Raw genomic sequence first — 23,511 nt, forward strand, 5'->3', positions numbered from 1 at the left:
TGAACGAGACGATCATGGCAGCCGCCCGCGAACGAGCCGCCGGGCACCGGCGCCGGTTCGACCTCCGCTTCGAGGCCTACTTCGCCGCCCTGCCGGACCGCCTCGACACCCCGCCGCTCAGCCGCTTCACCCCACGCTGCCTGGAACTGCTGCGGGACCTCTCGCTGCGCGGCGGCAAGCGGCTGCGGGTCGCCCTCCTGTACGAGGCCGCCCGCCTGGTGACCACCGACCCGGTACCCGGCCTGGCCGAGGCCGCGCTGAGCATCGAACTGCTCCAGACCCACGGGCTCGTCCACGACGACCTCATCGACGACTCGCCCCTGCGCCGCGGCGGCCCCTCCACCTACTACGCCTACCGCCAGGAATTCCCGGCGGCGGACCGCACCGCCCTCGGCCTGACCGTCCTGGCCGGGGACCTCGCCGCCTTCCTCTCGATGCGGGTCCTGCTGGAGGCGGACGTCCCCGCCGAGCTGCGCCAGGCGATGCTGGAGGTCCAGCTCGACGCCGGCGCCGAGACGGTCACCGGCCAGATCGCCGACCTCGAACGCGACTTCCGACCGATCCCGGACGGGGAGTTCCTGCACACCGTCTGCGAGTACAAGTCCACCCGGTACTCCGTGCTCGCCCCGCTGCGGCTGGGGCTGCTGGCCGCAGGCGAGGACCTGGCCCGCCACGACGCACGGCTGCGCCGGTACGCGACCCTGGTCGGCATCGGCGGCCAGCTCCGCGACGACTACCTCGACCTGTTCGGCGACGACGGCACCACCGGCAAGTCCACCGGCACCGACCTCCGCGCGGGCCGCCGCAGCTACGCCCTGAGCGCCCTGCTCGCCGCCGCGGACGAGACGCAGCGGGCCGTGGTCGAGTCCGCACTCGGTGACCCGCACTGCCCCGCCGACACGGTCGAACGCATCCGCGAGCTGGCCCTGCTGCTGGGCGTGGACGGGAAGCTCCGCTCCGACATGCGCCGCTGCGCCGAGGCGGCCCGCACCGAGGCCGGGGGCTGGCGTCCGCACTGGCGCGAGGAGGCGGTGGCCTTCTTCGAAGGCCTGCCGCTGTCGAACGTGATACCGGGCGGGTGAACGGATGGCCCGGGCTCCGGTGGGCACCCGGTCACCGGCAGCCGGCAGGCCGTCCGGCTCGGTCTCTCGGGCCCGCCGCCGCGCGCGTACGGTGGAACTACGGCCGGACGGGTAGCCGGTGCCAGGCGCTTCCGGCTGCCACCGCGGGTGACTGCACGCCGCGATGCGGTGTTCTGCTCCCCCAGGGCCTGCCTTCAAACTCCCGTCGTCCGGCCGGAGGGCGGGCCTGGCGGCGTCCGGGTGCGTGCATCGCAAGGCGGAGGAGGGAAGAGCCATGCCCGAGCACACGATCGGCACGCAGGAGGAGTTCGAGGCCGCCCGCGAGGAGCTGCTCGCGGAGGAGAAGAAGCTCACCCGACGTAGTGACGAGCTCGCGCGGCAGCGGCGGGAGCTTCCCTGGGTGGCGGTCGAGAAGGACTACCGTTTCGAGACCGCGGGCGGGGCCAAGTCGCTCGCGGACCTCTTCGACGGGCGCTCGCAGCTGCTCGTCTACCACTTCATGTTCGGCCCGCCCTACGAGGCCGGATGCCCGGTCTGCTCCTCGATCGCGGACACCCTCAGCCCCAACGCGGTCCACCTGCGAGCCCGCGACGTGACGCTGGTCTGCTCCTCGCGGGCGCCGGTCGACAAGCTCCTCGCCTACCGGGAGCGGATGGGCTGGCACTTCGACTGGGTCTCCAGCGCCGGCAGCGACTTCCACCGCGACCTCGGCTTCCAGTACACCGAAGAGGAGCTGCGGCCCTTCCTTGAGGGCGACATCCCGCCGACTGTGCGTCAGATGGCCGAGGCCTGCGGCACCGACGTGCTCGGGTACGTCACCGAGGGACCCGGCCTGAGCGCCTACGCGCTCTCGGACGGGACCGTCTACCGGACGTACGTCACCACTGCGCGCGGCCTTGAACCCGCCATGGCCTACTACGGCCTCCTCGACCGGACGCCGACGGGCCGGCACGAGGACGGCGAGGAGACCCACTGGCTGCGCCGCCACGACGAGTACGGGAAGACCTGAGGACCTTCCCTTCGAAGCCCGATCCGCCCCCCCTTGCCCGGGCCGCCGCGCTCGACGGTCGATGGCGTGATACCGACCGGCCCCCTTGTCGGCGTATGTCACCTCCGTAACATGACCGGATGTCAGATCGGTCGCGTAAGGAGGATCCCAGTGGAACTGCACTTCAGCACGCTCGGATCGCTCAGGGCCCGGCGCGGCGATCGGGAGCTGCGGCTGAACCGGGCTCGGGACCGCGCGGTGCTCGCCGTCCTGCTCGTCCACGCCGGGCGGCCGGTGCCCGTGGCGGAGATCATCGACGGCGCCTGGGGCGAGGAGGTGGACGAGGCGCCGAACCGGGCCAGGGGGCTGCCCGCCACCATGTACCGGCTGCGCAACACCCTGGCCGGCGCGGACGACACCGCCGGGGGCGGCAAGGTCCTGCGGCACGTCGGCAAGGCGTACCGGCTGGAGGTGGACCCTGCGGACATCGACCGTACGGTGTTCCTCGCCGAGCTCGCCGCCGCCACCGCCGCCCGTCGGAACCGGCAGCCCGAGCGCGCCCACGCCCTGCTCACAGCCGCGCTCGGCCGGTGGTCCGCTCCGGTGGCCCTGGACGGCGTGCCGGGCCCGTTCGCCGAGCACGACCGCCGGATGCTCGCCGGGCGCCGGGACGAGGCCCGGCTGGCCCGACTCGAACTCGACGTCGAACTCGGACTGGCGCTCGCGGCGCAACCCGGGCCGGACCCGGCCGCCGCCGTCCCCCACGCGCTGGCGCTGGCCCGGGCCGGCCGCACCGAGCAGGCCCTCGCCCTGCTCGCCGACTCCGCGCCCGGCAGTGAGGCGGCGGCTCTGGCGGCACGCCTCCGCGACCGGGCCCCGGACCTGGCGAGCTGGACGCCCTGGGCCTCCCGGACCGCCCCCCGGCCGGTTCGTCGACCGTTCCAACTCCCGCCGGACATCGCCGACTTCACCGGCCGAGCGGCCCTGCTGACCGAGCTCGCCACGGCCCTGGCCGGGCCGGGTCCACGCTGGGTCACCATCACCGGGCCGCCCGGTTACGGCAAGAGCGCGCTCGCCGTCCACGCCGCCCACCGGCTCTCCCCCGGCTACCCCGACGGTCAGCTCCACGCCGGCCTGGGCGGGAAGGCCGCCGGCACGGACCCGGCCACCGTCCTGGCCGGCTTCGTGCGGGCCTTGGGCGTCGAGGAACAGGCCGTCCCGCCGGGCCTCGTCGACCTGCGTGCGCTCTACCTCCGACTGCTCGCCGGACGGCGCGTCCTGGTGCTGCTCGACGGCGCTGTCAGTGCCGAGCAGGTCCGCCCGCTGCTGCCGGCCGAGCCCGGGTGCGCGGCTCTCGTCACCACCGGCCGACCGCTGCCCGGTGGACACACCGTCACCGTCGGCCGGATGACGCCCGACGAGGGCATCGCACTGCTGTCCCGCGCCCTGGGCTCCCGGCGCCTGGCCCGGGAACCGGGCGCGGCCCGGGCCCTGGCCGCTGCCTGCGATCACCAGCCCCGCGCCCTGCGCCTGGCCGCGAGCCGTCTGGTGGTCCGTCCCGCCTGGCCTGTTTCCGCCCTCCTTTCGCCCGCTCGTGCATAAGATCCGTCTGCGAATAAACGAGAGCGTTCATCCCTCGTCAACCGGCCCATCACAGAATCCCGTCGGCGGCCGAAACCACCCTCTGATCAGGCAGGCCGCCCGGGATCACCAGTGACGGGAAGAGGACGAACGGATGAATGGGACCCTCACACGTATCAGCCGCGGGTCGGCCGGCACCGCCGACACGGGCTCCACCGAGAGCCCGCATGTCATCCGGCCGGTGCCGGAGGCCTGCTGAGCCCCCGCGCACCACACCCCCAGCGCCTGGCGGTCAGCCACGGCCCGCTGTGCATCCCCACGCGCCACCGCCGTCCACCAGCCCCGGCGCACCGGCCGATCGCACCGGCCGATCGCACCGGCCGACCGCCGCGGCCGTCGTGGCCGGTGCCGATACCGGCCGGGCCCGACGAGCCTCCGGGAGAGCCGTCATCGCCACCGAGCCCCCGCCCGCCACCGAACGCGCACCCTCCAGCACACCGGACCTGCGATTCCACCTGCTCGGCCCGCTCACCGCCCGGGTCGCCGGCCACCGCCTCGACCTGGGCCGCAGCCAACAGCAGGCCTTCCTCGTCATGCTGCTCGCCCACCAGGGCCGGCCACTGACCGCCGTCCGCCTCGCCGAGGGCGTCTTCGACGAGGACAACCCGCCCGCCCGGCCCAAGTCCGCCCTGGCCACCCACGCCTACCGGCTGCGGCGCGCGCTGCGCGACCACCGCGCCGAACACCTCCTGGTCACCGTCGACGGCGGCTACCGCCTCGACGTCCCCGCCGAGTCGCTGGACTCCGTCACCTTCGACCGCCTCGTCTCCCAGGCGGAGGGCGCGCGCGCCGCCGCCGACCGGCCCCGGGCCCGCGACCTGTTCACCCGGGCGCTGGCCCTGCACGACGGCGAGCCGCTGGCCGGACTGCCCGGAGGCCATGCCGTCGAGCTGCGCCGCCACCTGACCGAACGCCGGGTGAACGCGCTGGAAGCCAAACTCGCCCTCGACGTCGACCTGGGGGACAACCCGTCCTGCCTGGTCGAGCTGGACCAGGCCGTGTTCGCCCACCCGTTCCGCGAGCGGTTCCGCGCCCTGCTGATGCTGGAGTACCACCTGGCGGACCGCCCGGCCGAGGCACGGGCCGCGTACGCCGATGCCCGGCGCGACTACCACGCCGAGGGGCTGGACTGCCCGGAGCTCGACGCGCTGAACGCGCGGATCCGGCGCGCCGACCCCACGCTCGGCACGGACACCCGCCCCGTGGGCCGCTCGGCCACTGCCCACGACCAGCCGGTCCCCGACCGGGGGACGACCTCCGGCCGCCTGCCCGTACCGGAACAACTCCCCGCTCCCCTCTTCGACTTCACCGGCCGGCAGAGCGCCGTTGCGGAGCTGACCGCCGTCCTGACCCAGCCCGACCCGGGCGCCGTGGTCATCTCGGCGGTCAACGGAATCGGGGGTGCCGGAAAGACCAGCCTCGCCGTCCACGTCGCCCACGCCCTGCGCGAGCGGTTCCCCGACGGCCGACTGCACCTGGACCTGCGCGGCGCCCAGGCCGACCCGCTCGACCCGGCCGAGGCACTCGGCCTGCTGCTGACCGCCCTCGGCGTCGCGGACCGGGAGATCCCGGCCGACCCGGCCGAGCGCGCCGCACTCTACCGCACCACCGTGGCCGGCCGCCGCCTGCTGGTACTGCTCGACAACGCGGCCTCCGCCGAGCAGACCACCCCGTTGCTGCCCGGCGCTCGGACCTGCGCCGTCCTGGTCACGAGCCGGGTCTGGCTGACCGGCCTCCCGGGCGCCCACCACCTCCACCTCGATGCGATGGAGCCGGCCGAAGCGCTGGACCTGCTCGCCGGCGTCGCCGGCCGCGCCCGGACCGAGGCCGAGCCCGAGGCCGCCACCGCGATCGTCACGGCCTGCGGCCTGCTGCCGTTGGCCGTCCGGGTGGTCGGCTCCCGGCTCGCCGCCGACCCCGCGCAGTCCCTGGCCGGCCTGGCCGCCGGTCTGGCCGACGAGCAGACACGACTCACCGAACTCGCCCACCACCACACGGCGGTGGAGCCCGTCCTGGCGCTCTCCTACGCCCGGCTCGACCCCGAACAGGCCCGCGCCCTACGACTGCTCGCCCTTCCGGACACGCCCGTGCTCGGCCTGGGCCCGGCCGCAGCGCTGCTCGACCGCTCCCCGGAACGCACCCGCGAACTCCTGGAGACCCTGGTCGACCTGAACCTGCTGAACTCCCCGGCCGCCGACCGGTACGGGCTCCACGACCTGCTGCGGGTCTTCGCCCGTCGGCGCGGCGCCGGCGAGGACCCCCCGGCGGAGGTCTCGGCCGCGTACGCCCGGCTGCTCGCCCACTGCCTGGCCACCGCGCGCAACGCCGAGGCGACCGCCCACCGCGTCGACCACGCCCGCCGCAGCCTGATCACGGCGGAAACCGCGGCGCCGGGCCGGATCTTCGACTCGGTCGAGGACGCCACCGCCTGGCTGCGCGACCAGACCGACCTCCACCAGGCGGTGATCCGCCGGGCCTGCCAGGACCCGGACCTGCCGCTCGCCCAGGCCGCCGACCTCACGGACAAGATGGGCTCGATCCTGTTCGGCCGCGACTACACGACCACGGTCGGCGACCTGGCGGCCCGCGTCGCCGAGGCGGCGCCGGCCCGTGGCGAACGGGACACCGAGGCGCTCGCCCGCTCGGTCCGCGGCAGCATGCTCTGGCACTCCGGCTCCTACGCGGCGGCGGGCGAGGAGCTCCGCCGCTGCCTGCCGCTGTGCACCCGGGCGGCGCTGCGCCGGCTGCGGGCCAACGTCCTCCAGCTGATCGGGGCGAACGCGCGGGTGCTGTGCGACTTCGAGGCGGCGATCGGCCCGCTCGAAGAGGCGTCGTCGCTGTTCCACCAGCTCGACGACGAGACCGCCGAAGGCCTCGCACTGGGCGAGCTCGGCTACAACCACGCGCGGTGCGGCCGCCTCGCCCGGGCCCGCGCGGCCGGCGAGCGGTGTGCCGAGCTGACCGGCGGTGAAGTGTCCATCTCCTCGTCCGTCGGGAGCTACTACCTGGCCCGGATCCTCCACCTCTGCGGCGACCTCGCGCCGGCCCTGGAACGGGCGGAAGCCGCCCTGGCCCGGTTCCGTTCGTTCGGCATGCCCGGCTTCCAGGCCGCGACCGGCGGCCTGATCGCCCGGATCCACCTCACGGCGGGGCGGCCGACGGAGGCCGTCCTGGCCGCGGAGGAGGCGCTTCCGCAGGCCCGCTGCGTCGGCGGCATGCTGGAGGGCACCGTGCTTCGCACCCTCGGCCGGGCCCTCGCCGACCTGGGCCACCGCAGCCGGGCCAGGACCTGTCTCGGGCAGGCACTGGAGCACTTCCGGCGGCTGAACCTCGACGCCGACGCGGCCGAGACCGAGCAACTGCTCGGCGTGGTCATCGAATGTCCATCGCCATGACCGAGCATCGTGTCGTGCCCCGGTCAACCGGACCGGGCAAGCAGGGAGGGAATGCACATGTCCGTCAAGGGAATCCGTCGGGTCGTCCTTGGCCTGGCCACCACCGCGCTCGCCGGCGGAATCGCGCTGACCGGCGCCGGGGCGGCTTCGGCAGCGAGTGGCGGCGGCTGCGGCGGCCCGGGCTGGAAGCAGACCTGCATCAGCGCCGGCGGCGGCCAGGTGTCGGCGCAGGTGAACACCAACTTCGCCAGCAACAACTGCACCGAGCAGATCATCATCTGGGACTACACCACCGGCAGCCAGGCGCTCTCCACCTCGTTCCCCTGCCGCTCCGGCCAGTACTCCTACACCTACACCCTCACCAACCCGACCCCGGGCCACGACTACAAGGCCGAGGCCCGCTTCTACTGGCAGCCCGGCAGCGGCTACGACTACCAGCTCAGCCCCGACCTCTGGTACTGAGCCACCCGGCGTGAGGTGACACCGCCCCCAACCCCCGCGGGCCCTGAGCCCGCACCGCGTCCCGCCCCCGACACTCACGGGGGCGGGACGCACCTCGCTCCTGCGCCCCGGCCGACCCGATCGCCCGAACGACACCCCTGCTGGATCGACTCCCGCACGGGTGTGGGCCGATGCCTGCTCATGGCGTGGCGCCCTGTTCCGCACCAGTCCGGTTCGGCCGGCCTCCCTCCCACCGGGCGGCCACGTGTTCGGCGACCATGACGGTCGGCAGGTTGGTGTTGGCCGAGGGGATGTCGGGCATGATCGACGCGTCCACCACCGACAGGCCCACCACGCCGAAGACCCGGGCCTCGGGGCCGACGACGGCGCCCTCCTCGGGGTCGGCGCCCATCGCGCAGGACCCGACCGGATGGTGGTAGGTCCACGTGTTGGCCCGCACCCAGGCCCGGGTCACCGCCGGGTCGTCGAACACTCCCGCGGGGAGACCGGCCACCGGCGCGGCGGTGATCGCCTCCCACGCCGGAGTGCGGGTGACGGCCTCGGCGAGCCGGAGGCCCTCGATCAGCCGGGGCAGGTCGGCACCGTGGTCGAAGTAGCCGAGGTCGATGTCGGGCGGCACCGCCGCGTCGGGGGAGCGTGCCAGGACGCGGCCGCGTGAGGCCGGCTTCAGCAGCGCGGCGAAGATTGAACACCCGTGGGCTCCGGCGTCGAGGGGATAGGGGCCGACCGCCACCAGTTGCAGGTCCGGTGGCCCGGTGACCGACCCGCTGTAACAGGTGGCGACCAGCTGGTACCGGGCGTGGCTGCCGACCGGGCCGACGAACGGAAGGTCGATCGAGACGGCGGGATGGTCGACGAGGTTGGACCCCACGCCGGGCAGGTCCGCCACCACGGACCGGCCGAGCACCGCCACGTCCGCCGCCGGCCCGACCCCGGACCGCAGCAGCAGCCCCGGCGAGAGGTAGGCGCCCGCCGCGACGATCACCTCGCCGGCGGGCACGACCTCCCCGGTGCCGTCGAGGCGTACGCCCGTGACGCGGCCGTGGCGGATGACGACGTCCCGTACGAGCGAGTCGGCAAGGATGTCGAGGTTGGCCCTCGACCGGCAGGGGTCGAGGTAGGCGGAGGCGGTGCTGATCCGCCGGCCGTCCACGGCGTTGACCGGCAGCGGCGCCACACCCACCGCGGCGGGCGCGTTGTGGTCCGCGATCAGCGGGAGGCCGAGCGAGGTGATGGCCTCCTCGGCCGCGTCCGTCACGGCGGACCGCTCGGCGCCCGCGTACCGGCGGATCGGCAGCGGTCCGTCGCTGCCGTGGTAGTCGGCGGCGCCGAAGTCGAGGTCGCGCTCAAGGCGCGCGAAGGAGGGCAGGACGTCGTCGAAGGCCCAGCCGGGCGCTCCGGCCGCGGCCCAGGCATCGTAGTCAGCCGGGTGCCCGCGCAGCGCGAAGGTCGCGTTCACCGCCGACGAGCCGCCCATCACCCGGCCACGCGGCAGGTCCAGTGGCGGTCCACCGCGGACGCCGACCCCGCGCAGGCCCCAGTCATGAGAGGCCGCCGGCCCCTGCATGCCCTCCGCGAGGTCCGCCGGGAGCGCCCTGGACCCGTAGTCCGGCCCCGCCTCGACGAGCAGCACACGCCGTGCCGGGTCCGCGCTCAGCCGCGCGGCGAGCACGCAGCCCGCGCTACCGCCCCCGACGATCACCACATCGTAGGAAGTGCCCATCGCACGCCTCCCGTTACAGGCTGCGCCTCAGGCCTGCCCGGGGCCAGTCGGCGGCAGGGCTCTACCCCTCCGGGACGGGCGCGGCAGCGTGTCCCGTCATCGCGCCGTTCAGAGGAGCCCGGCACCCCGACCGCTTCGCCGTTCGCCGGCGAGCAGCGCGTGGACGAGGGTGTCCCGCCGGGTGCCGTCCGAGCGCCGGGCGTGGCCGCAGTCGGAGGCGAAGGCGGCGTGGTGACGGTGTGGGACGTGCTCACCGGCGAGCACCTGGACACCTGTTCAGCCGGTGCCGGCCGGGGCGGGCGGGTGCTCCTCGGCCGCGGTGGTGGCGTGGATCGGGCCCTCGGTCCGGGTGAGCGGCCGGCCGGAGCCGCCCCAGCGGGCGGCGATGATCTCTGCTGCGACGGAGACGGCCGTCTCCTGCGGCGTGCGGGCACCGAGGTCGAGCCCGGCAGGGGCCGACATTCGAGCCAGTTCGCTTTCCGCCAGGCCGACTTCGCGCAGACGGTCCAGCCGCTCGCGGTGGGTCCGGCGGGAGCCGAGCGCGCCGACGTACGCGAGTTGCGGCAACCGCAGGGCGGTGGCCAGCAGCGGCACGTCGAACTTGTGGTCATGGGTGAGAACGGCCACCACCGTACGGCCGTCGATCCGGCCCGCCGCGGCCTCCTCGGCCAGGTATTCGTGCGGCCATCGCACCACGACCTCGTCCGCGTACGGGAAGCGGGAGGCGGTGGCGAACACGGCCCGCGCGTCGCACACCGTGACGCGGTAGCCGAGGAACGCCCCCAACTCGGCGACCGCGGCGGCGAAGTCGATCGCACCGAACACCAGCATGCGCGGTTGCGGGGCGAACGACCCCACGAACACCGCCAGTTCACCGGCCTCGGCGGGCTCCTCGCCGTCCAGGCAACGTCCCGCCGGGTCATAGTGGCGCAGCCCGGTGGTGCCGTGCTCCAGCAGGCCGCGGACATCGAGGCCCACCGCGCGGTCCAGTGCGGCCGAGGCGAGGGTGCCGGAGACGCGGTCGGGCCAGACGACGAGGCGGCTCCCGAGCGCGCCCGGGCCTTCGCCCGGGCCGGCCACCACGGTGGCCACCGCGACGGGCTCACCGGTGTTCAACGACGCCAACACGTCGGGCAGCTCGGGAAAGGTCCGGCCGGACACCGGTTCGACGAAGATCTGGATCGTACCGCCGCAGGTCAGCCCCGCCTCGAAGGCGTCGTCGTCGCTCACCCCGTACGACCTCAGCACCGGGCGTCCCGAGAGCCGGGCCGCCTCGGCCTCCTCGTACACCGCGCCCTCGACGCACCCGCCGGAGACGCTGCCGACCACGGTGCCGGAGGCCGACACCGCCATTGCCGCGCCCGGACGGCGGGGCGCACTCCGGAAGGTGCTGACCACGGTGGCGAGCCCGAAGCTCTCGCCCGCGCGGTACCACGGGTACACCGCTCGCAGGACGTCACGCACGGTGTCCTCCTCGTGGACACCGGCAGGGCCGGCGCAGCCGGCGTGCGAGCGCCAGCAGGACCAGTCCGGTGAGGACGACCGGCACCAGGCGCTTGGCCACCGGGCCGCGGGCCACGGCGAGCAGGTCCAGCGGCTCGCTCTCCGACGGGGCGGCCGGCGGCTCCCGCGCGGGCGCGGCCGGCCCGGCGGCGGGTGCGGCCGGCCCGGCGGCGGGTGCGGCAGCCGTCGGTCCGGCGGCCGCCGGCCGGGTTGCCGTCGCCGCCTCGTCCGACGCCTCGGGCTCGGGCGCGGGCTCGTGCTCGGGCTCGGGCTCGGGCTCGTGCTCGGGCTCGGGCTCGGGCTCGTGCTCGTGCTCGGGCTCGGGCTCACGCTCGTGCTCGGCGGCCAGCTGCTCCTCCAGGCAGGCCACGAACCGGTCCAGCAGCTTGCGGCTGATGTCCGCCATGACGCCCTGGCCGAACTGCGCCACCTTCCCGGTGACACTGAGCCGGGTCTCGACGCTCACCCGGGTGCCGTCGCCGTCCGGTACCAGCCGTGCGGTGATGTGCGCGTCGGCGTTGCCCTGGCCGTGCGTGTCCCGTCCGGAGGCGGTGAGCCGCACGGTGCGGTTGGCCTCGTCCCGCTCGTCGAACGCGGCGGTGCCCCGGTACTGCACGGTCACCGCACCCACCCGCACCTTGACGGCGCCGCGGAACCGGTCGCCGTCGACTTCGGTGAGCTGGGCCCCGGGCATACAGGGGGCGATCCGCTCGACGTCGGTGAAGAGGTCCCAGGCCGCTTCCACCGGCAGGCTCACCCGGAACTCGTTGGTGAATTCCATGTGCACGAGCCTCCTAGCCCGGATCCGCCCGGTGCGCCGAAGGACCCGGTGCGCCGAGAAGGCCCGGTACGCCGAAGATCCGACCGTCGACGTACGTTCCAACGACGACCGGCCACCCGGCGATTCCCTGCGGAGCCGTCCCCGGTCAACTCCACAGACTGACCCGGACGGTCGGCCGGTAGTGGTCCGCCGGCACTCCGGTGGCCCGGGTCAGCAGGCTCCGCACGGCCGCCGGCGTGGTCACGAACCGGCACAGCGCGGACGCGGACGGCGAGCGCCGGTCTCCGCGCAGGGCGGCGGCTCGCAGCAGGCCGTTGACCGGGGTGCCGGGGACGGCGACCACGGTGAGCGTGCCGTGGCGCAGCTCGTCGCGGACGACGTGGAGCACCGCGAGCGAGAGCCCGTCGCCGGCGACGGCCGCGCCCAGCGCCGCGCTGGCGCTGGGGAAGATCGACGCGTCGGCGTCGCCGACGCCGTGGCGGGTCAGGAAGGCACCGCCGGGTGTGCCGGGGTCGAGCCCGCCCGGGCCGAGCAGCCAGTGCTCGCGGGACAGGCGGCCGATCGGCAGGTGCAGCCGGCCGCCGCCGGCGTGGTCCAGCCGGGAGCCGGCGTGGTGCGGCGAGGCGACCACCACGAGCTGGATGCGCAGGAACGGGACGTACTCAAGGGTGTCCGGCCCGGGTGGTGCGGCGATTGCACCGGGGTCGGCGGCGACCGGGCTGATCGCGACGTCCGCGCGCCGGTCCAGCAGGAGCTCGCCGAGCACGGTGGACGGCACCGCGAGGGTGGTGGTCCCCACGTCCGGGTGGCGCCGAACGAAGGCCTCCAGCAGCGGCGGGACGATCTGCTCGGCGGTCGTCTCGGTGGCGGCGACCCGCAGGTGGGAGCCGCCCTCACCGGCCAGCCGGACCTGTCGACGGGTCTCCTCGGCCAGGCCCACGATCTCGGCCGCACCGGCGGCGAGCCGCCGCCCGCCGGGCGTCAGGGCGATTCCGCCCGCCCGCCGGACGAAGAGCTGGTCGCCGAGCTCGCGGCGCAGGACGGCGACCGCCCCCGAGACCGCGGGCTCGCTCACGCCCAGGGAGATCGCCGCGGCCTTGACCGAGCCGAGCCTGGCGACCGCGACGAACGCCCTGAGCTGTGTGAGGGTCATCGCCACCTCCGGCGATCGCGGACCGCCCCCACGTGTCAGCCGCGGACGGCTCTTAACCATTCCCTTCAGTCGCTGTTGACCCGGGCGGCCGCCGGGGTGACAGTGCGGTCGTGCCGTAGGTGGTCCCTGCGGCGGGCCGGCCATCGGCAGAGGCACTGCACCAGGAGGCCGTCGTGCAGGTTCCCGCGTCATTCGAGTACCGGCGGGCGGAGAGTGTGGACGACGCTCTCGCCCTGCTGGAGCGGTTCGGGGAGGAGGCCAGGGTCGTCGCGGGCGGGCACAGTCTGCTGCCGATGATGAAGCTGCGGCTGGCCCGTCCCGGGCTCCTGGTCGACATCAACGACCTGCACGAGCTGGACTACGTGCGGCAGGAGGGCTCGGAGCTGTGCATCGGCGCGCTCACCCGCCACCGCGGGCTGCTGGAGTCGGAGCCGGTCGGCCGGCTCTTCCCGATCTTCCACGACGCCGAGCGGGTGATCGCAGATCCGCCGGTGCGCAACCGGGGCACCATCGGTGGTTCGCTCTGCCAGGCCGACCCGGCGGAGGACCTGTCGGCGGTCTGCGCGGCCGTCCGGGCGGTGGCGGTGGTGCTCGGCCACGACGGACGGCGCCCGGTGCCGATGGCGGACTTCTACAAAGGCCCGTACGAGACGGACGTGGGACTCGGCGAGATGCTGGTCGAGGTCCGCGTGCCGATCCTGCCGAACGCCGGCAGCGCCTACGAGAAGGTGGAGCGCAAGACCGGGGACTGGGCCATCGCAGCGGCCGGCGCCGCCCTGGCACTGGCGGACGGGCGGATCGCGACGGCCGGTGTCGGGCTCGCGGCGGTCGGTGTGTCGGCCGTCGGCTACCGGCGCGCCGAGGAGGTCCTGGTCGGCCGCGAGCCGTCCGAGGAGGCGTTCTCCGAAGCCGGCCGGATCGCCGCCGAGGACTGCGATCCGGTCACCGACACCCGCGGCACCGCCGACTACAAGCGGCACCTGGCCGGCGAGCTCACCGAGCGCGCGCTGCGCCGGGCCGCCGAACGGGCCCGGACGGCCGCGAGTACGGGCTGATCGGACGGAACGGGCTGATCGGACGGAAGGGACGTCTCTGATGCAGGTCACCATCAACGTGAACGGGGAGGACCGCACGGCCGAGGTGGAGCCCCGGCATCTGCTGGTCCGCTTCCTGCGCGACGACCTCGGCCTCACCGGCACCCATTGGGGATGCGACACCAGCAACTGCGGCACCTGCGTGGTGCTCTTCGACGGCGAGCCGGTCAAGAGCTGCACGATGCTGGCGGCCATGGCGGCCGGGCACGAGGTGCGCACCGTGGAGAGCCTGGAGACCGCCGACGGCCTCGACCCGGTCCAGCAGGGGTTCATCGAGCAGCACGGGCTGCAGTGCGGCTTCTGCACGCCGGGGATGATGATGACCGCCCGCGCGCTCCTCGACCGCGACCCGGACCCGTCGGAGCAGGAGATCCGCGAGGCGATCTCCGGTCAACTCTGCCGGTGCACCGGCTACTTGAACATCGTCCGCGCGGTCCGGTGGGCCGCGGAACACCCGGCGGAGGGGGCCGCCGCGAGCACGGGGAGCACGCCATGACCGCCGTTCAGGAGACCGGGTCGGCGCCCGCGGAGGAGCGCCCGATCGGCTACGGGCGGCTGAAGCGCAAGGAGGACCCGCGGTTCGTCCGCGGCAAGGGACTCTACGTGGACGACGTGCAGTTGCCCGGCATGCTGCACGGCGCCGTGCTGCGCAGCCCGCTGGCGCACGCCCGGATCGTGTCCGTCGACACGTCGGCGGCCGAGTCGCACCCCAAGGTCCGCGCGGTGATCACCGGCGCGGCCCTGGAGGGTCTGGGCCTGGCCTGGATGCCCACCATGTCGATGGACACGCAGGCCGTTCTGGCCACCGACAAGGTGCGGTTCCAGGGCCAGGAGGTCGCGTTCGTGGTGGCCGACGACCACTACGCGGCCCGGGACGCCGTCGAGTTGATCGACGTCGAGTACGAGCCGCTGCCCCCGGTGATCGACGCCCGGCACGCACTGGACGCCGACGCCCCGGTGATCCGGGACGACCAGGAGGGACGGACCGACAATCGCATCTTCGACTGGGAGTCCGGCGACAAGGCCGCCACCGACGCGGTGTTCGCCCGCGCCGAGGTGGTCGTCGCCCAGGACATCCTCTACCCCCGGGTGCATCCGGCTCCGCTGGAGACCTGCGGCTGCGTCGCCGACATGGACCCGGTCGACGGCAAACTCACCCTCTGGTCCACCACCCAGGCCCCGCACGCCCACCGCACCCTGTACGCGATGGTCGCGGGCCTGCCCGAGCACAAGATCCGGGTGGTCTCGCCGGACATCGGCGGCGGCTTCGGCAACAAGGTGCCCATCTACCCCGGCTACGTCTGCGCGATCGTGGGCTCGATCCTCACCAAGAAGCCGGTGAAGTGGGTGGAGGACCGCTCCGAGAACCTGATGAGCACCGGGTTCGCCCGTGACTACCACATGCGCGGCGAGATAGCCGCGACCCGCGAGGGCCGGATCCTCGCCGTCCGGGTCAAGGTGATCGCCGACCACGGCGCGTTCAACAGCACGGCCCAGCCCAGCAAGTTCCCGGCCGGCTTCTTCCACGTCTTCACCGGCTCGTACGACATCGAGGCCGCCCACTGCGCGGTCACCGGCGTCTACACCGACAAGGCACCCGGCGGCGTCGCGTACGCCTGCTCGTTCCGGGTCACCGAGGCGGCGTACCTGATCGAGCGGATGGTGGACTGCCTGGCGGACGAACTGCACGCCGACCCTGCCGAGTTGCGGATGAAGAACCTGCTCAGGCCCGAGCAGTTCCCCTACCCGAGCAAGACCGGCTGGGAGTACGACTCCGGCGACTACCCGGCCACCCTGCGCAAGACGCTGGAGCTGGCCGGCTACGACGAGCTGCGCCGCGAGCAGGCCGAACGGCGCGCACGCGGCGAACTCATGGGCATCGGGCTGTCGTTCTTCACCGAGACGGTGGGTGCGGGGCCGCGCAAGCACATGGACATCCTCGGCCTCGGCATGGCCGACGGCTGCGAGCTGCGGGTGCACCCGACCGGCAAGGCGGTGGTGCGGCTCAGCGTGCAGTCCCAGGGGCAGGGCCACGAGACCACGTTCGCCCAGATCGTCGCCGAGGAGCTCGGCATCCCGCCCGAGGACATCCAGGTGGTGCACGGCGACACCGATCAGACGCCGTTCGGCCTCGGCACCTACGGCAGCCGCTCGACCCCGGTCTCCGGCGCAGCGGCCGCCGTGGTGGCCCGCAAGGTCCGCGACAAGGCGCGGATCATCGCCGGGGCGATGATGGAGGTGTCCCCGGACGACCTGGAGTGGGAGAAGGGCCGCTGGTTCGTCAAGGGCGACCCCACCGCCTCGAAGACCATCCAGGAGATCGCGCTCGCCGCGCACGGTGCGCTCGAACTGCCCGACGGCGTGGAGGGCCATCTGGAGGCCACCACGGTCTACAACCCGCCCAACCTGACCTTCCCGTACGGCGCCTACCTGTGCGTGGTGGACGTCGACGCGGGCACCGGCGCGGTGAAGGTGCGCCGCTTCGTCGCGGTCGACGACTGCGGCACCCGGATCAACCCGATGATCATCGAGGGGCAGGTGCACGGCGGCCTCGCCGACGGCGTCGGCATGGCGCTGAGCGAGATCATCAGCTTCGACGAGGACGGCAACTGCCTGTCCGGGTCCTTCATGGACTACCTCGTGCCCACCGCGCTGGAGGTGCCGGCCTGGGAGCTCGGGTACACCGTCACACCGTCCCCGCACCACCCGATCGGGGCCAAGGGCGTCGGCGAGTCCGCGACGGTCGGCTCGCCCGCCGCGGTCGTCAACGCGGTGATGGACGCCATCGGCGTCCGGCACGCCGACATGCCGCTGACTCCCGGGCGAGTGTGGCTGGCGATGCACGGAGGCGTGGAGGCGCCGCAGTGAACAGGCTGGATCAGCGGGTGCGCGCAGCGCGAGTCGAGGGGGTCGAGCCGGTCGAGCGGGCCGAGCGGGCCGAGCGGGCCGAGTCCTGCGGGGCGTCGGTATGAGCGCGAACCCGGCCCTGGACCGGCGGATGGCATACCTGACCACTCATCAGGTGCCGTTCGTCAAGGCCACCGTGGTGCGCGCGCTGCACCCGACCAGCGCGCAGCCGGGAGACACCGCACTGGTCCTGGAGGACGGCCGGATCGAGGGCTTCGTCGGCGGGGTCTGCGCCGAGGCGACCGTCCGCGTGCAGGCACTGCGGCTGCTGCGCAGCGGTGAGTCGCTGCTGCTGCGGATCTCGCCCGACGCTCCCCCGGCACCGCCGGACGAGGGCGAGGCGGGCACCCTGCTGGTCGCCAACCCCTGCCTGTCCGGCGGTGAGTTGGAGATCTTCCTGGAGCCGCTGCGGCCTGCCCCGGTGGTGCTCGTGCTCGGCGACACCCCCATCGGCCGGAGCCTGGTCACGCTCGGCGCCGGGCTGGAGTACGACGTCCGGACGGTCGGCGAGGAGGTCAGCGCGGACGTGAGCGCGGACGTGAGCGCGGACGTCACCGCGGACGTCACCGCGGAGGAGCTGGGCGGCGTGGCGGCCGTGGTGATCGCCTCCCACGGACGGCAGGAGGAGGGGCTGCTCACCCGCGCCGCGCGGGCCGGGGTGCCGTATGTCGCGCTGGTCGCGAGCCGCCGTCGCGGCGCCGCCGTACTCGCCGGCCTCGACCTCGACCCCGAACAGCGGGACCGGATCCACACGCCGGCCGGGCTCTGGATCGGAGCCCGCACGCCCGGCGAGATCGCCGTGTCGATCCTCGCCGAGCTGGTCGCCTCGCGGCACGCCCTGTCGGTGCACACCGAGGAGGCGGCCGCCGTGCCCGCGGCGCCGTCCGCCGAACCGCTCACCGCCCTCGACCCGGTCTGCGGCATGACCGTCGCCGTCGTCGCCGACACCCCGTACTCGGACGCCCGCGGGCACCGGCACTGGTTCTGCTCGACCGGCTGCCGCGACCGCTTCGAGGCAGAGCCCGCCCAGCCTGCGGAGGTACCGTGACGGAGGCCGTCCCGCCCGGGCCGGCCGAGTCGGCCCGGGCGGCAGTCGCGCGGATCGTACCGGACCCGCCGACCCTGCGCGCCTCGCTGGACTCCCTCGGCTACCTCGCCGACCCGGGCCTGACCACCGCGCTCTACCTCGCGGTGCGGCTGCCCCAGCCGCTGCTGCTGGAGGGCGAGCCGGGCGTCGGCAAGACCGAGGCCGCCCGGGCGCTGGCCGGCGTCCTCGGCAGCCCGCTGATCCGGCTGCAGTGCTACGACGGACTGGACGCCGCCGAGGCGCTGTACGAGTGGAACTATCCGCGCCAGCTGCTGAGCATCCGGCTCGCCGAGAGCCGGGGAGTGCCGCTGGCCGAGGCCGACCTCTTCTCCGACGACTTCCTGCTGCGCCGCCCGATCCTCGCCGCGCTGACCCACCCCGGCCCCATGCCCGCGGTGCTGCTGATCGACGAGATCGACCGCGCCGACGACGACTTCGAGGCTTTCCTGCTGGAGGTGCTGGCCGAGGCCGGCGTCACCATCCCGGAACTGGGCACCGTACGCGCCACCGTCGCACCGGTCGTCGTCCTCACCTCCAACCGGACCCGCGACCTGCACGACGCCCTCAAACGGCGCTGCCTCTACCACTGGATCGACTACCCCGACACCGCACAGGTCATCGAGATCGTGCGCCGCCGCGCCCCCGGCACCACACCCTCGCTCGCGGCCGACGTGGCGGCCTCGGTACGCCGGATGCGGACCCTGGAGATCCAGAAGCCACCCGGCATCGCCGAGAGCATCGACTGGGTCGGCGCGCTCGCCCTGCTGGGCGTGGAGCGACTCGACACCGAGGCCGCCGACCGGACGCTCGGCGTCCTCGTCAAGTACCGCGAGGACATCGACCTGGTACGCGACCGGGGGCTCGCCTGGCTGGTCGGCACTCCCGAGAGCTGATCCCGAGAGCTGATCCCGATGGCCGCTCCGCCCGCCTCGCCCCCGGCCTTCGACCGGCCCGCCTTCGCCGCCCGCCTGGGCGCCGCACTGCACCGGGCGGGCCTGCCGGTCACGCCCGAGCGCTCGGGCCGCTTCCTGGACATCCTGCGTCTGCTGCCACCCGTCGACCCGCCGGCCCTCTACTGGGCGGCGCGACTGGCCTTCGTCACGGCCCGCGAGCAGATCGAGCCGTTCGACCGCGTCTTCTTCGCACTCTTCGGCGGGCAGACGGACCCGGCCGACCAACGGGGATCCCCCGACAACCCGCCACTCCCCGGTCTCGAAGCCGGACCCGACGCACCCCCGGCCGCCGCGCCGGCGCCGCCGCCGCGCCGGACGAGCGGGCCCCTGCCGAGCGGACCACTCCGCCGGGACACCGTCGGCCGATCGCGAGAGAACCCGACCCGCACCGGCGTGGAGCGGCTGGTCGGCAGTACCGCCGAGGCGCTCGCACAGCAGGACTTCGGCACCTTCGGGCCAGGCGAACTGGCGGAGCTGGACCGTCTGTTGGACAATCTCGCGATCAGCATCCCGCTGCGCCGCACCCGCCGCCGGGAGGCCGACCCGCGAGGCCGGCACGTCGACCTGCGCCGGAGCCTGCGGCGCAGCCTGCGGACCGGAGGGGAGACCGTCCGGCTGGCGCGCTCACACGGCCGGCTGCGCCGCCGACCGCTGGTGCTGCTGTGTGACGTCTCGGGCTCGATGGAGCCGTACACCCGGGTCTACGTGCGGTTCTTCTCCCGCCTGTGCGCACGGGCGGGGTCCGGGGTGGCCGCGGAGGTCTTCGTCTTCGCCACCCGGCTGACCCGTCTGACGCCGGTGCTGCGGCACACGTCTCCGGATGCCGCGCTGCGCCGGGCGGGCCGGGCCGCCCCCGACTGGTCCGGTGGCACGCTGATCGGCCGTGCGCTCGCGGAGTTCACCGACCGCTTCGGACGGCGCGGCATGGCCCGGGGAGCAGTGGTAGTGATCTTCTCCGACGGCTGGGAGGGCGAGGACCCGTCGGCCGTCGGCCGGGAGACGGCCCGGCTCGGCCGACTCGCGCATCGCGTCATCTGGGTCAACCCCCGTAAGGCCGCGCCCGGTTACGCCCCGCTCGCCGCCGGGATCGCCGCAGCGCTGCCGCACTGCGACGCCTTCGTGAGCGGGCACAGCCTCGCAGCAATGGCGGACCTCTTCGACGCCATCGCGGACTGCGGGCCGCCGCCGGCGAAGAGAACTGCGCGAACGGGGTAGGGACCACGCCCGACTCGGGCCGCGACCATATCCCGGCTCCTACGACTACCGCGGCACAAGGCACCCGGGCCGGCCTCCGAGCGCCCTGCACAGGAGGCGCTTTGAGATGCCGCTTCATGACGTCACGGCCGGCGCGTACCGAGGCGTCCGCATCATCGGTGCGCGGGCGCGCAGGCGCCGGTGGCCAGGTACAGCGCGGACGCCTCGGTACGCTCGGCTGCCGCGCTCGGGGCGTCGCCGAGGGTCTGGTGGATGTCGGCGAGGAGGCTGTGCGTGCGTGCGGCGCCCAGTCGGTGGCCGGTGTCCTGGTGCAGGGACAGTGCGGCCCGCGCCAGGCGGAGCGCTGTCCGCGGGTCGTCGGCGCGATGGCTCTCGGCGAGCTCCGTCTGCGCCTGGGCCTCCACGAGGCGGAACGTGTGGTGCCGGGCGACGTCGAGGGCGAGCTGCGCGGACGGGAGACTCTCGTCGGCGCGCCCGAGCCGGCGCAGCGCGGCGGCCAGTCCGATCAGGCTGTCGGCCTCGGCCCGTGGGTTCTCACAGGATCGGGCGAGGTCCAGCGCGCGTTCGTGGGACTGCCGGGCATCGTCGAAGCGGCCGAGGTTGCGCAAGGCGGTGCCGGCGGTGTTGAGCGCTCCGGCGTGGACGAGGAGCCTGCCGCCGTCGTGCGCCAACCGGGCCGCCCGTTCGGCCTCGGCCAGGCCCGTTGGGTGGTCGCCCCGGTCGATCGCAACCCTGGCCAGGACGTCGTAGGCCAGCGCGTCGGCACTGTTCTTGGCGAACGGCCGGTTGACGACGAAGAGCCGGTCGAGCTCGGCCGACGCCTCGGCCAGCCTCCCGGACTCCCACAACGCCAGTGCGTGGAACTGCAGCGGGATGGTCTCGAACCGTGAGCCGGCCTGTTGCTGACAGGCGACGGCCTCCCCGAGGAACTCGACCGCCGTCCGGAGGTCCCCGAGGTCTCGGTGGATGCTGCCGAGGCCGGTCAGCGGCCACTGCAGGAAGTCCTGGCGGCCGATGGTGCGGCAGACCACCAGACAGCGGCCGAAGTGATCCAGGGCTTCCTGGAGTCTCCCCAGCCCGGACCCGACGAGTCCCAGGGCACCCAGCGTCATGGCGAGCTGTGCGGGCGGGCCGATCCGCTCGTGCAGGGCAAGGGCAGAACGGTGGTGGGCCCAGGCCTCGTGGGTGTGCCCCATGTCCCAGTGAGCGAGACCGAGGCTGCGGTGCATCGCCGCCGTTCCCGGCTGCGACCCTTCGGCCTCCGCCGCGGCCAGCGCGGTCTCCGCAACGGCCCGCCAGACCGAGCGTGGGGCGCAGGCCCAGAAGTAGCGGGACAGCGTGGTGGTCAGTTCCCACGCCGGCCGGGCGGGTGGGTGGGCTGCCGCGGCTTCGATGGCGGCGATCAGATTGGGCTGCTCGCTCTCCAGGAGATCCATGGCTTGCCGGGCGGCCGCCGCTGCAGGCTCACCGTGGGTGGTCGCGCCTTCGAAGGTCTCCGGAAGGTGCGGGAAGACCCATGGCAGGGCGCTGACCGACGTCTCAGCGGTCCGCCGGTACCAGCCGAGCAGCCCGTCGAGCGCGGACCGGCGGGTGTGCTCCGGGTCCTCGGCCTCGCCAAGCTCTCGGGCGAACTCCCTCAACAGGTCGTGCAGGTGGAACCGTCCCGGAGCTGCGGACTCCAGCAGGTGGGCACCGCGGAGTGTGGCGAGCAGCCGCTCCGTCTCGGCCCGGGGAAGCTCCGCGAGCGCGGCGACGGCAGCAGGCGTGAAGTCGGGGCCCGGTACCAGGCCGACACGGCGGAAGAGCCGTCGGGCGTCCTCGGGCAGCGACAGGTAGGACAGGCTGAAGGCACTGCGGACGACGGAGTGACCGTCACCATCGACCTCCAGCCCGTCGAGCCTGCTTCCGGCGCTGATCCGCTCGACAAAGCCGGCCACGGACGAGTGCGCCCCGAGGGCGAGTTGGGCGGCCGCCACCCGCAGTGCCAGCGGGAGGTGGCCGCAGTGCCGGGCGAGCTCCGCGGTGGCCTCCGGTTCCGCACGGCGTCGGTCCTCGCCCAACACGTGTGCAAGGAGGTCCTGGGCCTCGGCGGGCGCCAGGGCATCGAGCGGCAGCGGGACGGCTCCGTCGAGCGCGACCAGACCGCCGAGCCGGTGCCGACTGGTCACCAGTACCGCGCATGAGGCGCTGCCCGGGAGCAGGGGCCGGACCTGCTCGGCCGAGGCGGCGTTGTCCAGGACGATCAGAATCCGGCGACGGGCGAGCAGTGACCGGTAGAGCCGGGCCTGCTCGTCCTCGTCCGCGGGTACCTGAGCGGGTGTCAGCCCGAGCGAGCGAAGGAACTGCCCCAGCGCGTCGGCCGGACGAACCGGCTCGCGGTCGCGGTCGAAGCCGCGCAGGCTCATCCAGAGCTGGCCGTCGGGGAAGCTGTCGCGTGCGCGGTGAGCCCAGTGGACGGCGAGCGCGGTCTTGCCGACCCCTGCGGTACCGCTGATCGCGGCGATCACGGGCTCCGTCCGGGAGGCGGCCCCGCCGAGTACCAGCCGGTCCAGGACGTCGATCCGGTCGGCGCGGCCGGTGAATCCGGGAACGGGACGGGGCAGCTCCGCCGGCGCGATGCGCTCGGGGCCTCCGGCGGCGCTGTCCGCGCCGGCCTCGCCACCGGCCTTCCCTGGCCGTACGGCATCGTCCGGGTGCGGTGGGCCCAGCCGGGGGTCGTCCCGCAGGATTCGCTCGTGCAGTTCACGAAGCCCCGCACCCGGATCCGCACCGAGCCGGCCCGCCAGCCGACGACGCGTCCTCTCATAGTGCTCCAGCGCCTCCGCAGCCCGGCCGCAGCGGTGCAGCGCCAGCATCAGCTGCCCGACGAGCGCTTCGTCGTCGGGTTGCTCCCCGGCCAGGGCCAGCAGTTCGGGCAGGAGCTCGGCGTGGTTGCCGAGCGCGAGGTGCGTGTCGTGACGCTGCAGGCGGACGGCGAAGTGCTCGCGCTCCAGCCTCAGGCGCAGCGCGTCGACCCATCCGCCCGTCTGTCCGCTGAGGGCCTGGCCGCGCCAGAGGCCGAGAGCCTGCTCCAGTAAGGCAGTCCTGCCGCGCAGGTCACCATCGGCCGTGCGAGCCCTGGCAGCGAGTTCCCGGAAGTCACGCAGATCCACCCGCGAGGCTCCCGCATCGAGCCGGTAGCCCCCGCCGGCGCGACCGATGGCCGGCGCGTCAAGGACGCCGGAGCGGGTGGCGGTGCGCAGCACGGCCCGCAGCCGGGCGACGTACGCGTAGAGGGACGACTGTGCCTCCTGCGGAGGGTGTGCGTCCCAGACCCGGCGGATCAGGGTGTCGGTCGGGACCACCCTCCCGGCATCAACCACGAGAGCGGCGAGCACCAGGCGCTGCTTCCGCGGCCCCAGGGCGACGCCACCTCCGTCGACCTGGAACTCGACCGGCCCCAGCAACCGGAACTCCACCGTGCAGCCACCCCCGAATTCCGCCCAAGGCCACGCCGACGAGGCCTGCGAGGCCATGCTCTCCTACCA

At 74.1% G+C, this 23,511-nt stretch carries 16 protein-coding genes; 11 read left to right on the top strand and 5 right to left on the bottom strand.

The annotated features are described in order from the left end of the window. Positions 1-14 precede the first annotated feature (14 nt). From ACIPSC_RS20085 to ACIPSC_RS20105, 5 genes are all read left to right on the top strand, one after another. Positions 15-1,082: a polyprenyl synthetase family protein gene (locus ACIPSC_RS20085; RefSeq protein WP_400827496.1), complete on the top strand. Its 1,068-nt coding sequence runs from the start codon at positions 15-17 to the stop codon at positions 1,080-1,082. A gap of 274 nt (positions 1,083-1,356) precedes the next feature. Continuing rightward, the gene (locus tag ACIPSC_RS20090; protein WP_400827219.1) at positions 1,357-2,091 is read left to right on the top strand and encodes a DUF899 domain-containing protein; all 735 of its coding nucleotides are present in this window, start codon (positions 1,357-1,359) and stop codon (positions 2,089-2,091) included. A gap of 150 nt (positions 2,092-2,241) precedes the next feature. Continuing rightward, the gene (locus ACIPSC_RS20095) at positions 2,242-3,672 is read left to right on the top strand and encodes a BTAD domain-containing putative transcriptional regulator (RefSeq protein WP_400827220.1); all 1,431 of its coding nucleotides are present in this window, start codon (positions 2,242-2,244) and stop codon (positions 3,670-3,672) included. A 377-nt stretch (positions 3,673-4,049) separates the two neighbouring features. Then, positions 4,050-7,106, top strand: a complete 3,057-nt coding sequence (locus tag ACIPSC_RS20100; RefSeq protein ID WP_400827221.1) for an AfsR/SARP family transcriptional regulator — start codon at positions 4,050-4,052, stop codon at positions 7,104-7,106. Between the two features lie 57 nt (positions 7,107-7,163). Then, positions 7,164-7,568 carry a hypothetical protein gene (locus ACIPSC_RS20105; protein ID WP_400827223.1) on the top strand — a complete coding sequence of 135 codons (405 nt, stop codon included), beginning with the start codon at positions 7,164-7,166 and terminating at the stop codon, positions 7,566-7,568. Positions 7,569-7,746: 178 nt separating this feature from the next. On the opposite strand, the gene ACIPSC_RS20110 is transcribed toward ACIPSC_RS20105, so the two are convergent. From ACIPSC_RS20110 to ACIPSC_RS20125, 4 genes are all read right to left on the bottom strand, one after another. Continuing rightward, positions 7,747-9,291 (bottom strand): GMC family oxidoreductase, encoded by a 1,545-nt coding sequence (locus ACIPSC_RS20110; protein WP_400827225.1) that lies wholly within the window; start codon positions 9,289-9,291, stop codon positions 7,747-7,749. A 276-nt stretch (positions 9,292-9,567) separates the two neighbouring features. Continuing rightward, positions 9,568-10,755, bottom strand: a complete 1,188-nt coding sequence (locus ACIPSC_RS20115) for an XdhC family protein (protein ID WP_400827227.1) — start codon at positions 10,753-10,755, stop codon at positions 9,568-9,570. Beyond that, positions 10,748-11,575, bottom strand: coding sequence for an SRPBCC family protein (locus tag ACIPSC_RS20120; RefSeq protein ID WP_400827228.1), 828 nt, complete (start codon positions 11,573-11,575; stop codon positions 10,748-10,750). Before ACIPSC_RS20120 ends, ACIPSC_RS20115 begins: the two co-directional genes overlap by 8 nt. Before the next feature lie 145 nt (positions 11,576-11,720). Further along, positions 11,721-12,728 (bottom strand): LysR family transcriptional regulator, encoded by a 1,008-nt coding sequence (locus ACIPSC_RS20125; protein ID WP_400827230.1) that lies wholly within the window; start codon positions 12,726-12,728, stop codon positions 11,721-11,723. Positions 12,729-12,901: 173 nt separating this feature from the next. On the opposite strand from ACIPSC_RS20125, the gene ACIPSC_RS20130 reads away from it, so the two are divergent. From ACIPSC_RS20130 to ACIPSC_RS20155, 6 genes are all read left to right on the top strand, one after another. Then, on the top strand, positions 12,902-13,783 hold the full coding sequence (locus ACIPSC_RS20130) for an FAD binding domain-containing protein (RefSeq protein ID WP_400827231.1): 882 nt from the start codon (positions 12,902-12,904) through the stop codon (positions 13,781-13,783). Positions 13,784-13,823: 40 nt separating this feature from the next. After that, positions 13,824-14,318: a (2Fe-2S)-binding protein gene (locus tag ACIPSC_RS20135; protein WP_400827232.1), complete on the top strand. Its 495-nt coding sequence runs from the start codon at positions 13,824-13,826 to the stop codon at positions 14,316-14,318. Further along, complete coding sequence (locus ACIPSC_RS20140; protein ID WP_400827233.1) at positions 14,315-16,690, top strand: aerobic carbon-monoxide dehydrogenase large subunit; 2,376 nt, start codon at positions 14,315-14,317, stop codon at positions 16,688-16,690. Before ACIPSC_RS20135 ends, ACIPSC_RS20140 begins: the two co-directional genes overlap by 4 nt. Before the next feature lie 100 nt (positions 16,691-16,790). Continuing rightward, positions 16,791-17,777: an XdhC family protein gene (locus tag ACIPSC_RS20145; protein WP_400827234.1), complete on the top strand. Its 987-nt coding sequence runs from the start codon at positions 16,791-16,793 to the stop codon at positions 17,775-17,777. Continuing rightward, positions 17,774-18,709: an AAA family ATPase gene (locus ACIPSC_RS20150; protein ID WP_400827235.1), complete on the top strand. Its 936-nt coding sequence runs from the start codon at positions 17,774-17,776 to the stop codon at positions 18,707-18,709. Before ACIPSC_RS20145 ends, ACIPSC_RS20150 begins: the two co-directional genes overlap by 4 nt. A gap of 18 nt (positions 18,710-18,727) precedes the next feature. Next, on the top strand, positions 18,728-19,984 hold the full coding sequence (locus tag ACIPSC_RS20155; RefSeq protein ID WP_400827236.1) for a VWA domain-containing protein: 1,257 nt from the start codon (positions 18,728-18,730) through the stop codon (positions 19,982-19,984). A gap of 152 nt (positions 19,985-20,136) precedes the next feature. Here ACIPSC_RS20155 and ACIPSC_RS20160 read toward each other — a convergent pair whose 3' ends face one another. After that, a complete protein-coding gene (locus ACIPSC_RS20160) occupies positions 20,137-23,442 on the bottom strand; it encodes an AfsR/SARP family transcriptional regulator (protein WP_400827237.1) in 3,306 nt (1,101 codons plus the stop codon). Between the last annotated feature and the right edge of the window lie 69 nt (positions 23,443-23,511).

Origin of the sequence: Kitasatospora sp. NPDC090091 (genome assembly GCF_044747365.1) — a bacterium.
GTDB lineage: Bacteria > Actinomycetota > Actinomycetes > Streptomycetales > Streptomycetaceae > Kitasatospora.